The sequence below is a fragment of the Nocardia sp. NPDC002869 genome (assembly GCF_046764065.1).
GTDB lineage: Bacteria > Actinomycetota > Actinomycetes > Mycobacteriales > Mycobacteriaceae > Nocardia > Nocardia rhamnosiphila.
The window spans coordinates 1-10,653 of record NZ_JBKOOL010000186.1 but is presented as its reverse complement, the minus strand read 5'-3'; the positions used below and the strand labels follow the sequence as shown (position 1 = coordinate 10,653).

The window sequence follows — 10,653 nt, the reverse complement described above, 5'->3', positions numbered from 1 at the left end:
GTGGGCTGCGACATCAACTGAATACCGATGACAACGCTCGGACTCTGAAACCGGGTGGTCGCACTATCGGGGACCGGTCACAAGCTCCGGCGATGCTCCGCGGTCCGCATAGGCATCTACATACCGCTCCAGACATCGAATGCCGACGCAACCCCATGCGTCGAGTTTTACGAGACACCTCAAAGGGTTGAGGCCCGTCTCGCCCCTTGGCCGAAGGTGCTCAAAGGTCGCCCTCTATGGACGGCCCACCGCACATCGCATGAGCCGCAGGCGCGAGTCTCGAGGCCGAAACGGCGAGACCAAGGGGGCCTCAACCCCGCGCGCGCCAGCGCGCCAAAAACACAGTAACGTCGAACACATGCACGACAGCGATCTGGCTCAGCCGTTCATCGCCCAGTTGCGCGCCCAGGTTCGGCACGGACTCACCGCTTCCCAGCAGTATCTGGCGGCCGCAGTGTACTTCGATATCCAACGGTTACCACAATTGGCCGGTCATTGTTATGTGCGTTCCGAGCAGCATCGCGGACATGCGCTGCGAATTGTGCAGTATCTGATCGACCGGGATCTGGAGATCACGATCGGGGGTTTGGCGGAAGTGCGGCAGACTTTCGAATCGCCGCGCGCGGCAATAGCTTTCCTCCTGGCCAGGGAGGAGACGACCATCGACCAGGTGACCGAGTTGGCGCATTTGGCCAGGGAATGGTCCGACTATCTGGGGGAGCAATTCATGAGTTGGTTGCTCGAATGCCAACAACAAGAGGTGGCCGGTATGTCTACACTATTGGCTGTGACGGATCGTGCGGCCGGAAACCTTCTCGACGTGGAGGAGTTCGTGGCCCGGGAGCTGCGTTCGTCGGTTCCTGTGGTGAATCAGTCCGTGCCGAAAATTGCTGGAGCGCGCCGTAATCGATAAGGCAACACTATCCTCAATTCCATAAGGCAACACTATCCTCAATAAGGCTGCACTTGGATGACAGCCTTACTTTCCGGCGTTAATGTCAAGGCATGTCCAATCATCCGGAGAGTCCCCGCAGCAAATTCCATGGCCTCCTGCACGACCAAATTCGACACGAGTTCAATGCCGAGCACCAGTACATCGCCATCGCGGTGTGGTACGACAATGCCGACCTTCCGCAGCTCGCCAAGCGCTTCTACGCGCAGGCCGTGGAGGAACGGAATCACGCGATGATGATCGTCCAGTACTTCTTGGATCGGGACATCAGTGTCGACCTCACGGGCATCGATGCGGCGAAATCGCATTTCGAGAACGCCCGGGAGCCGATCGCCATGGCGCTCGATCAGGAGAAGACCGTCACGGATCAGATGGTCCAGCTGGCCAGTACGGCCCGCGAGGAGGGCGACTATCTGGGCGAGCAGTTCATGCAGTGGTTCCTCAAGGAGCAGGTGGAGGAAGTGGCGAAGATGACCACCCTGCTCACCGTCGCCGACCGGGCGGGTTCGAACCTGTTCGATCTGGAGGAGTTCATCGCGCGTGAGATGAGCGATGACCCGTCGAAACTCTCCGGTGCGCCGTCGGCCGCCGGAGGCCATGTCTGATCGGTAACGGTCCGCGTCCACCCGCCGATCAGTTTCCGTGAGTACGGAACTGCGGCGGGCTGATGTCGGCCCCGGGTGATGATTGGAGCATCGGCCGTCCCGGCCCACTGCGCCGAGGTCGGGCGGCCGATGCTCCGTTACGTCAGCCGGCGCCGGGTCGTTGTGTCGGCTGACGTTGTGTCGCCGGGGGGTTCCAGAAACGGCGACCTCTGAAACCTAGCCGAGATCGCCGCCGGAAAGAAGAGTTTTTCTAAAAATATTCCGGTTTATTCAGCGGAGGGTGACCTGCCGTGACCGGAGCCCGTCCCGAGAGCGCCGTTGCTCCGAGGTCAGGGGGGTTTCCACCGTCAGCGCGTCGGTCAGTCGGGCCCCGAACTCCGCTGCCGGGGAGCGCCATTCGCTCACATGCCGGTCCGGGTCGAGGTCGAACACCGGCACCAGCAGGCCATGGGTGCGGAAAGACCCCGCGAACCGCGAGCCCTCCCCGAGGTGCAATCCGCCCGCGGCGTGCAACCGGGCCAGTGCCAGCATCAGGTCGTCTTCGGATTCCGGTCGTACCCAGCGCAGGTGGGCTTTGTCCCCGGCGTCGACCCACCAGGGGGCCCCGATCGCGTCCGCTCCGAGATCCAGCCGATCCGAAGGCATGATGGCCTGTTTCGCCTGTTCGATGGTCGCGGCGATCTGCGGATCGGGCTGTACGCCCTCGGGCACCCACCAGTCGAAATCCTGGTGCACGGTCAATTCGAGCGCGGCGTCGGCCACCAGCACATCGGCCAGCGTGGGCCCGCCGGGCGCGGCGTGCGCCACGGCCAGCGAATCGCCCGGATCTGCCGACTGGGTCCACAGGATGGAGGCGGCGATATCGGCGGCCGGATCCGAACTCGGCGTCTGCACCTGCACACCGACGTAACCGGTGGGCGCATCCCCGGCCCGCACCAGCGCGGACACCGCGCCCGGCAGCACAGTCGCCAGCACCACGGCACGTTCGGCGGCGACGCCGTCGGCCAACTTCAGCTCGGCAGTCGCCGACGGCACGAACTCCCGCAGCGCGACCAGATCGCATTCGGCGGCCAAGCCCTGGAACGGCCGGGCCACGGCCTGTTCGTTCTCCTGCAACGCCGCCCGGCGTTCGGCCAGACGCTGGGCCCGGTGGCCGCCGGGTTTCGGACTATTGCGTTTGCTCTTACCCACGGCTGGTCAAACTACACGGCACCACGCCGGATCAGCCGCAGGCCACACCCTTCAACTGTTGGCCAGCACGGCTTTCGCACGACCGGGATGATTGGTCGCCACCCAGCTCACCCCGAGGTCCGCGCACAACTGCATATCGTCGGGTTCGTCGACCGTCCAGCAGTAGGTGGCCCGGCCCGCCGCAGCCGCCTTGTCGACCAGATCCGGGTGTTCGCGCAGGGTTTTCACCGACGGACCCACCGCGGTCGCCCCGACGGTCGTCGCCGCACTGCCACCCAGGTAGCGCGACGATTCGCCCAGCAGCACAGTGGGCAACAGCGGCGCCGCGCGGCGGATCCGCCAGACCGCGGTGGCAGCGAACGACATCACCACCGCACGGGAATGGGCCGCCGAGGCCGGGGTGGCGATCCCGAAGCGCTGCAATTCCGCCAGCACCTTGCTCTCCACCAGAGAGCCGTACCGGACCGGGTGTTTGGTCTCGATGAACAGTTTCGTCGGCCGGCTGCGCCAATCCAGCACCAGCCCGATCAGCTCACTGAGGGTGAGGACCCCGGCCCGGGCGCCGTCACCGAAATCGAGATCCTTCAGTTCGGCCAGCGTCAGCTCGCTGACCAGGCCGCTGCCGCTGGAGGTGCGGTCCACCGTGCGGTCGTGCACGCACACCAGATGTCCGTCGCGGGTGAGCCGCACGTCACATTCCACCCCGTCGGCGCCCTCTTCCAAGGCCAGTTCATAGGCCGCCAGGGTGTGCTCGGGGCGCGCCGCCGAGGCACCTCGGTGCGCGACCACGAACGGCGCACGGCCGTTCTGAACCGACTGGTCAGTGCCCTCGCTCACTTGGCCACAACCTCCTGTGGTGCTCGGTCGGCGCCGTCGGGGGAATCGGCGCTGTCGGCGTCCGCCGCGGTGCTCACCGTAGCGCTCGTCCCCGGGTGCACCGGTTCGATCAACGGTGTCGCCGGGTCGACGGCGATCACCCAGCGTTGGGCGAGCCGGCTGCGACCGCGCAGATCACGGCCCTCCAGCGTGCGCACAACCCACAGCGTCAGCACCGCCACTGCGGCGGCCACCGCGTCGGTGAATGCGGTGAAGAGCACACCGTCGGCCTTCGCCTGCAGCGAGTCCGCGGTCCGCCAGTACAGCGCCGCGACGGTGACCAGCCCGCCGAACACCCAGGCCGCCCACCAGACGCGGATCGCGATTCGGGCCCGCGGGTCGGTACGGCCGGACACCACCTCGGTGAGGAACACCCCGGGCCAGACCAGATTGACGACCGGAATCAGACAGCCCAGCGCGAGCATGCGCGGCGAGCGGGGGTCGCGGCGACCGGCCGCCGCGAAGGCAGCGCGCCGGGCTTCGATCAGCCACCCGAGCGTGGCCAGCGCGGCGACGAGGGCCATGATCAGCGCGAACAGCGCCGCGGTGTTCACCAGGGCGTCGGAGAACCACAGTAGCGGCGGCTCGATGAGGCGGGTGCGGTTGCGCAGCAGGATCAGGTAGCGCACCGATTCGGCCACGGCGGATACCGCGAACAGTACGGCCGTGGCGAAGAGGGCGGCGTGCGTCCAGCGGGTCAGTGTGCTGAGCGGACGGGGGTGGTGCCGGTCCGCTTCCCGCTCCGGGGCGGGCCGATCCCGCAGACCCCAGCGCGGGATCTCCGTGTAGTGCGGGGTCCCCGCGCTCGGACGGCCGGTGGCCGCGCCCCGGGACGGGTGCCCGGCCCGGCCGGGCCGGCGGGCGACCCAGCGGTAGTTACGCCGTTCCGGCGGGGCATCGATCGGCCCCGGCGAGAGGAGTACCCCGCGGCAGCGCGGGCACCAGTGCATCGGCGGACCCTGCACCGCCCAGCGTGTACCGCAGCGGGCACATGGCTGCACCACCGTACTCACCGCGCACCTCGCTTTTCGTCAGTAGATCTTCGCGGGCTCGTCACCCTCGGCGGTCAGTGGGCGACCGGTCTGCTGCCAGGCCACCATCCCGCCTGCCACGTTCACCGCTTCGTACCCCACATTCGCGAGGAACTTCACGGCCTCCAGCGAACGACCGCCCTGCCGGCAGACCACGTACAGATCGGCGTCGGGATCCAGTTCGCCGTAGCGTGCGGGCACATCGGCGAGCGGGATGTGCACGGCGCCGGGTGCGTGGCCGAGCTGCCATTCGTCGTCTTCGCGCACATCGAGCAGGACGGCGGCAGCCGCCTCCCCGGGCGGATGGTCGAATTCAGTGGGTACGGCCTCGACCGGTACCGACGGGACTCCGAAGCTCGTCACCCCCTTGATCCTGCCATAACCACCTCCGAGGCTGCCCGGCTCTCGCGGGAGCGGTCGCCCGGGCAGTACCTGCGCGCCCGGAGCCGAGAGGCCGGGCGTCGCGCACGCCGACACGCCGAACGATGCGACATATTCGCCGACTGCCACCCATCCTCTCGAAACCCACCCCACGACGGTCCGACGCCGACAGGTTTTCATGAGTTATGCGCATAACCCACCACGAAAGAATCTGGTATCAGCTACTATTCAGCGCACCAATATCCCAGATAGCTCGCCGGATGCCCTGTGACCTGCGATAACGGTGCAACCGTACGGTCGATCCGGTACTCCCCTCCAAAAATCCCGGAGCGACCGCCCGGCCACTCGATCGGGTCACGCGCCGTTGCGTGACCCGATACCGAGTTGGACGCGGGGAACCCCGGATCGGTTCCACCGGAACCGGAAATCGGCGAAATCCCCTGTTCCCGGCCATGACCTCGGTAACCTGTCGCCATGACATCAACCAGGGGGTTACTCGACGGATTGGACGCGGCCGGCCTCGACAAGGCGCTGTCGGAGGCCGGATGTCTGGGATTGGAAATAGATTCCGAGGCCCAACGACTGGAGCTCGACCTAGAGGTGTTGAGCCTACCGGAGCAAATCCCCGGCATATCGGCAGAACACCCGGAATCGGGTAACGGTTGCCGGCGGGTGCGGCTGGTGTTCAAGGGAGTCACCAGGATTGCCGCATCGTTGCGGATACAGCGGTGGGACCACCTGGAACCGCGGGTTCTGCCGCTGGAGCTGCCGGGACTACCCGCTGCCGTCGCGAGCTTCGGCGGTAGCCGCCTGCACGGCTGGGAATTCGTCGATCTGGACGACAGCGGCTGGACCCTGTGGAGCGAGTTGCTCAGTTTCGACACCACCATCGACACCGGGATCGCCCGGCACGTGCTGGAGTTCTCCCAGGAGGAGGGCATCGATCCGCGGGCCCTCGATATCCGGGTGTGGTTCGACACCGTCACCGCACAGACGACCGGCGGCCGGCCCGTTCCGCTGCCGGAGCTGGTCGCCGGGTCCGAACGCTGGTGGGTCGCACATGCCAAAGGTGATCCCCGGGCCACCCATCCCGGTATCGCCCCCCCGCTGTAGCACCGGGTCCCCGCGCTGTCCGAGCTGCGTATCGGCCGGACACCGTGCCATGCGGCGCCGGAGCAACAGCGGACGGGCGCGACGCTTCGCCGCGGGGCTCGGCGGCGGGCACGAGATTCGACCTCGTACCGCTCCGGAACCGGTTTCACCGGGCCGCGTGGCATGGGCCCATTCGATCTCGCATGGTCGGTTGTGACCCGATGTGGAATGGTGGGGCGTCGGGGCGAGTTGGACCGATCGGGTGTACGAATGGTCGGGAGCATCCCGTACAGGACGCACTCGACCCGACAAGGAAGGGACATTCGTGGCTGAGTACACGCTGCCAGATCTGGATTACGACTACGGCGCCCTGGAGCCGCATATCTCCGGGCAGATCAACGAGATTCACCACTCCAAGCACCACGCGACCTATGTCGCCGGAGTGAACACCGCGCTGGAGAAGCTCGAAGCCGCGCGCGAAGCCGATGATCACGGCGCCATCTTCTTGCACGAGAAGAACCTCGCCTTCCACCTCGGTGGCCATGTCAACCACTCCATCTGGTGGAAGAACCTCTCCCCCAACGGTGGCGACAAGCCGACCGGCGAGCTGGCTGCTGCCATCGACGACCAGTTCGGCTCCTTCGACAAGTTCCGGGCGCAGTTCACCGCTGCCGCCAACGGACTGCAGGGTTCGGGCTGGGCGGTGCTCGGTTACGACACCCTGGGCCGGAAGCTGCTGACCTTCCAGCTCTACGACCAGCAGGCCAATGTGCCGCTCGGCATCATTCCGCTGCTGCAGGTCGATATGTGGGAGCACGCCTTCTACCTGCAGTACAAGAACGTCAAGGCCGACTATGTGAAGGCCTTCTGGAACGTGGTCAACTGGGCCGACGTCCAGGAGCGTTTCGCCAAGGCCACCAGCCAGGCGCAGGGCCTCATCTTCGGCTGAGCGACCATTTCGTGAAAGACCCGCGGGCTGCCGAGTCCGCGGGTCTTTTGCCTTTTCTGCCCGAATTGGCACTCTCTGGTACTTGTGTGCCAGATACCTTCTGCGCGATCCTCTTCTTCCACGACAGTTCGAGGACGGGCAAAGCCGCCCCCGGTTATGCACGGGAGGCCTCATGCGCAGCAACAGTCCGATCGGCGTCACGCCGTTCCACGCCGGTGGCACGCTGCGCGGGTTCGTCATCTCCGGACGCTGGCCCGACACCACCAAGGAGTGGTCGCAGCTGCTGGTACTCGCCGTACGGGTGGCGTCCCTGCCCGGCCTGCTGACCACCTCCACCGTTTTCGGAGTCCGTGAGGAGCTACCCGACGAGCCGGAGCCGGATACCGTCGGCCTGGTGATCGCCGAGGGACCGGTCGTCGGCGAGGACGGGGTGCGGCCCGGCCGATTCGCCGAGCACATTCCGCCCGCCCTGTTCATGCTGCACCCGCCCGCGGAGACCACTCCGTCCCTGCCGGAGTGCACCGGCGCCGCCTCCGGGTGCGTCCTGCTGCCGGGCCTGCCCCATCTGGGGCTCGAACACCGCGCGGCCTGGGCCGAGGCGGAGGCGGACGGGACCGTCACCTCACTGGTGAGCCGGGTCGGCCTGGACCCGATCAGCGACCCCGATACCGCCGTGCTGGCCATGCTGCTGGCCGCCTGAGCCGAGTACCGAACCCGGGCACAGTGCCGGGCCCACGTCGATGCCGCCTCCGCCCACTTCCCGGCGAGACGACGATCCGCTGGTTACGGCAGTTTCGCCAAGATCTCCGAAAGCCTGTCCATGACGGCTTGCTGACCGCCACGCAGCTCCCGAACATCGCCACGCAACTCCTGGACGCCCCCACGCAGCTCCTGGACATCGCCACGCAGCTCCTGGACATCGCCACGCAACTCCTGGACATCGCCACGCAGCTTCGTCTGCCCGGCCTCGAGCCGGGCCTGGCCGGTCCGGAGATCCTGGACATCCGCGTGCAGACTGCCGAGTTCGCCCAGGACCGCATTGTGATTACTGTCGACCCGAGCGCGCAGGGCCCGGACCGATTCCGGCTCCCGGTCCCGCTCGTTGATGATCTGCACGACTTGGGCCTCGAGGACAGCGAGGCGGTTCTCGATCGACATCTGGAGTGGTCCTCTCGTTGGTCGGTAGTTTACCGATCGACCGGTTCCGTCAGGCGTCCGTCCGGTCTCGCGGCATCGTTTCTTTCGGTGATCCGGCTGTTCAGCGGCCGGGGGTACTTCCACGGCTCATAGGACGCTTCCGTCCCGGTGTGGTTGTCGCGGACCACACATGCCGCGGTTCAGGACTTGCGATCTGGTTGCTGTAGCGATGCCATCAATCCGTTCCGGATGACCGGACAACGGTTATCAGGGCCCCCTAACTATGTCGCTACCTTAACCAAACTTATTGCCAGAAGCCATCTTTCGCCGTTGCGTAATTGCGACACCGGAGTGGGTGCGGTAGAGTTGCCGACAGCGAAGGGGAGTAGCCCCCAATCACGCGGTCGACATACTGACCCGCCGCACGTCGGTGGGTCCGGTCGTGTGAACCGGTCCTCCGGTGGGCGAGACCTTCGGCCGTACAGCAATTTCGTTGTCGGCCGGAGGCGAACCCGTTTCCGGCCGGCGGATCGGGAGCATTCGTCAGATGATCGCCACCGTCGGACTCGCCATCGGCATCGTTTTCCTGGCCGAATTGGGTGACAAGTCCCAGCTCATGGCCCTGACGTTCGCCCTGCGCTACCGCTGGTGGGTGGTGCTGGGTGGGATCGCCACCGCCACCGCCGCGGTGCACGTCATTTCGGTCGCCATCGGGCATTTCCTGGGCGCGGCCCTGCCCACTACCGCCATTGCCGCAGTGGCATCGATCACATTCCTCGCCGTGGGTCTGTGGACGCTGCGCGAGTTGATCAGTGGTGCGGACGACGACGAGGAACCGGCCCCGTCACGGTTCGCCACCACGGCGCCCTTCCTGGTCGTGCTCTCGGCCTTCCTGCTGGCCGAACTCGGTGACCGCACCATGTTCGCCACCGCGGCGCTGGCCACCGACAACAACTGGGCGGCGGTCTGGCTGGGTTCGACGATCGGCATGGTCGCCGCCGATGCCCTCGCCATCGCCGCGGGCATCCTGGTGGGCAAGCACCTGCCCGAACGCGCCATCGGCTTCGGGTCGGGGTTGCTCTTCCTGTTCATCGGGGCGCTCACCGGCATAAACACCACATTCCCGGAACTCGCGCTCGCCGGTGCGGCCGGTATCGCTCTGCTCGTACCGGCGGTGGCAGCCCTGGCGCTCTGGCTGCTACGGGCGCGCCGCGCGGCCGCGGACCGGCTCGCCGCCGAGGCCGCCGCCACCGAGATCTCGCAGCGCCGGGCCTAGTACTCCAGCCGCACTTGGTTACATTGTGCGGTAATGTCTTTCGGCGTGTCGATCGATGAGGACCTGGCTGCGTGGGTGGCCGGGCTGGATGATCTGTTTGCGCTGGTTGCGGGACGTTTCTATCGGGCGGAGCCGCGGTTGCGGGCGCGGATGTATGTGCGGGGACTGTTGGCGCCGTTGGCGGGGAAGAATGGCTGGACGCTTGCCGAAGCGGCCGGGGACCTGACCCCTGATGGGATGCAGCGGCTGTTGAACAAAGCCGCGTGGGACGCGGACGGGGTGCGTGATGATGTGTGCGCCTATGCGGTCGAGCATCTCGGTGATCCCGACGGAGTGTTGATCGTCGATGAAACCGGGTTCCTCAAAAAGGGTGTGAAATCTGCTGGGGTGCAACGGCAATACTCGGGCACCGCAGGCCGGATCGAGAACAGCCAGCTGGGTGTCTTCTGCGCCTACGCCACCAGCAAAGGCCGCACACTGATCGATCGGGAATTGTATCTGCCGAAGTCGTGGACCGAGGACCGTGACCGCTGCCGGGAGGCGAACGTGCCCGATAACGTGGAGTTCGCCACAAAGGGGACCCTCGCCAAGAAAATGCTCGCCCGAGCCCTGGACGCCGGGGTCCCGGCCCGCTGGGTCACCGCAGACGAGGCCTACGGCGGCGACTACAAGTTCCGGACCTGGCTCGAAACCCGCCACATCGGGTACGTGGTGGCAGTGCCACGCAGCCAGACCATCCCGATCACCAAGGGTTGTACCCGCGCCGACCACCTCGTCGCGCAAGCACCCTCGGAGGCGTGGAAGCGTCTGAGCTGTGGTGACGGCGCGAAGGGACCGCGGATGTTCGACTGGGCGGTGGCTTCGCTGCCGGTCTACGAGTGGACCACCGCCGCAGGCTGGAGCCGCTGGCTACTCGCACGCCGGGCTCTGACCCCGAACAGTAAAGGCGAACTCGAGATCGCCTACTACATGTGTTACGCACCCACCGGCACCAGCGACGACACCCTCATCCGGGTCGCCGGCACCCGCTGGGCCATCGAGGACTGCTTCCAGACCGCGAAAACCGACATCGGCCTCGACCACTACCAGGTCCGCCGCTACGACGCCTGGTACCGCCACATCACCCTCGCCATGCTCGCCCACACCTACCTCGCCGTCACCGC

Annotated in this window: 12 protein-coding genes; 7 read left to right on the top strand and 5 right to left on the bottom strand. The window is 66.4% G+C overall.

Annotation, left to right across the window (positions count from 1 at the left end):
• Window positions 1–358 precede the first annotated feature (358 nt).
• Together ACLML9_RS25025 and ACLML9_RS25020 are read left to right on the top strand one after the other, a co-directional pair.
• Window positions 359–913: a ferritin gene (locus ACLML9_RS25025; RefSeq protein ID WP_411947815.1), complete on the top strand. Its 555-nt coding sequence runs from the start codon at window positions 359–361 to the stop codon at window positions 911–913.
• 92 nt (window positions 914–1,005) lie between these two features.
• A complete protein-coding gene (locus ACLML9_RS25020) occupies window positions 1,006–1,557 on the top strand; it encodes a ferritin (RefSeq protein ID WP_411947814.1) in 552 nt (183 codons plus the stop codon).
• A 270-nt stretch (window positions 1,558–1,827) separates the two neighbouring features.
• On the opposite strand, the gene ACLML9_RS25015 is transcribed toward ACLML9_RS25020, so the two are convergent.
• From ACLML9_RS25015 to ACLML9_RS25000, 4 genes are all read right to left on the bottom strand, one after another.
• The gene (locus tag ACLML9_RS25015) at window positions 1,828–2,748 is read right to left on the bottom strand and encodes a DUF5926 family protein (protein ID WP_411947813.1); all 921 of its coding nucleotides are present in this window, start codon (window positions 2,746–2,748) and stop codon (window positions 1,828–1,830) included.
• Window positions 2,749–2,799: 51 nt separating this feature from the next.
• Window positions 2,800–3,585, bottom strand: coding sequence for a glycerophosphodiester phosphodiesterase (locus ACLML9_RS25010; protein WP_411947812.1), 786 nt, complete (start codon window positions 3,583–3,585; stop codon window positions 2,800–2,802).
• Window positions 3,582–4,589 (bottom strand): DUF4328 domain-containing protein, encoded by a 1,008-nt coding sequence (locus ACLML9_RS25005; protein ID WP_411947811.1) that lies wholly within the window; start codon window positions 4,587–4,589, stop codon window positions 3,582–3,584. The genes ACLML9_RS25010 and ACLML9_RS25005 overlap by 4 nt, the downstream gene beginning before the upstream one ends.
• A 66-nt stretch (window positions 4,590–4,655) precedes the next feature.
• Entirely contained in the window at window positions 4,656–5,018 is a 363-nt protein-coding gene (locus tag ACLML9_RS25000) for a rhodanese-like domain-containing protein (RefSeq protein ID WP_356992142.1), read from the bottom strand.
• 492 nt (window positions 5,019–5,510) lie between these two features.
• Between ACLML9_RS25000 and ACLML9_RS24995 the strand changes: the two genes are divergently transcribed.
• From ACLML9_RS24995 to ACLML9_RS24985, 3 genes are all read left to right on the top strand, one after another.
• Window positions 5,511–6,149: a hypothetical protein gene (locus tag ACLML9_RS24995; protein ID WP_411947810.1), complete on the top strand. Its 639-nt coding sequence runs from the start codon at window positions 5,511–5,513 to the stop codon at window positions 6,147–6,149.
• A 304-nt stretch (window positions 6,150–6,453) separates the two neighbouring features.
• Window positions 6,454–7,077: a superoxide dismutase gene (locus ACLML9_RS24990; RefSeq protein ID WP_063040510.1), complete on the top strand. Its 624-nt coding sequence runs from the start codon at window positions 6,454–6,456 to the stop codon at window positions 7,075–7,077.
• Window positions 7,078–7,249: 172 nt separating this feature from the next.
• Complete coding sequence (locus tag ACLML9_RS24985) at window positions 7,250–7,777, top strand: peptidase (RefSeq protein ID WP_411947809.1); 528 nt, start codon at window positions 7,250–7,252, stop codon at window positions 7,775–7,777.
• 83 nt (window positions 7,778–7,860) lie between these two features.
• On the opposite strand, the gene ACLML9_RS24980 is transcribed toward ACLML9_RS24985, so the two are convergent.
• Window positions 7,861–8,235 (bottom strand): hypothetical protein, encoded by a 375-nt coding sequence (locus tag ACLML9_RS24980; protein WP_411947808.1) that lies wholly within the window; start codon window positions 8,233–8,235, stop codon window positions 7,861–7,863.
• A 526-nt stretch (window positions 8,236–8,761) separates the two neighbouring features.
• On the opposite strand from ACLML9_RS24980, the gene ACLML9_RS24975 reads away from it, so the two are divergent.
• Both ACLML9_RS24975 and ACLML9_RS24970 read left to right on the top strand, forming a co-directional pair.
• On the top strand, window positions 8,762–9,490 hold the full coding sequence (locus ACLML9_RS24975; protein WP_411947807.1) for a TMEM165/GDT1 family protein: 729 nt from the start codon (window positions 8,762–8,764) through the stop codon (window positions 9,488–9,490).
• A 33-nt stretch (window positions 9,491–9,523) separates the two neighbouring features.
• On the top strand, window positions 9,524–10,653 hold a 1,130-nt coding region (locus ACLML9_RS24970), incomplete at its 3' end, for an IS701 family transposase (RefSeq protein ID WP_411947806.1).

Bases quoted from the DNA above. Each gene is read 5' to 3' on its own strand.
- ACLML9_RS25025 (WP_411947815.1), top strand. From the start codon at position 359: ATGCACGACAGCGATCTGGCTCAGCCGTTCATCGCCCAGTTGCGCGCC.
- ACLML9_RS25020 (WP_411947814.1), top strand. From the start codon at position 1,006: ATGTCCAATCATCCGGAGAGTCCCCGCAGCAAATTCCATGGCCTCCTG.
- ACLML9_RS24995 (WP_411947810.1), top strand. From the start codon at position 5,511: ATGACATCAACCAGGGGGTTACTCGACGGATTGGACGCGGCCGGCCTC.
- ACLML9_RS24985 (WP_411947809.1), top strand. From the start codon at position 7,250: ATGCGCAGCAACAGTCCGATCGGCGTCACGCCGTTCCACGCCGGTGGC.
- ACLML9_RS24980 (WP_411947808.1), bottom strand. From the start codon at position 8,235: ATGTCGATCGAGAACCGCCTCGCTGTCCTCGAGGCCCAAGTCGTGCAG.
- ACLML9_RS24975 (WP_411947807.1), top strand. From the start codon at position 8,762: ATGATCGCCACCGTCGGACTCGCCATCGGCATCGTTTTCCTGGCCGAA.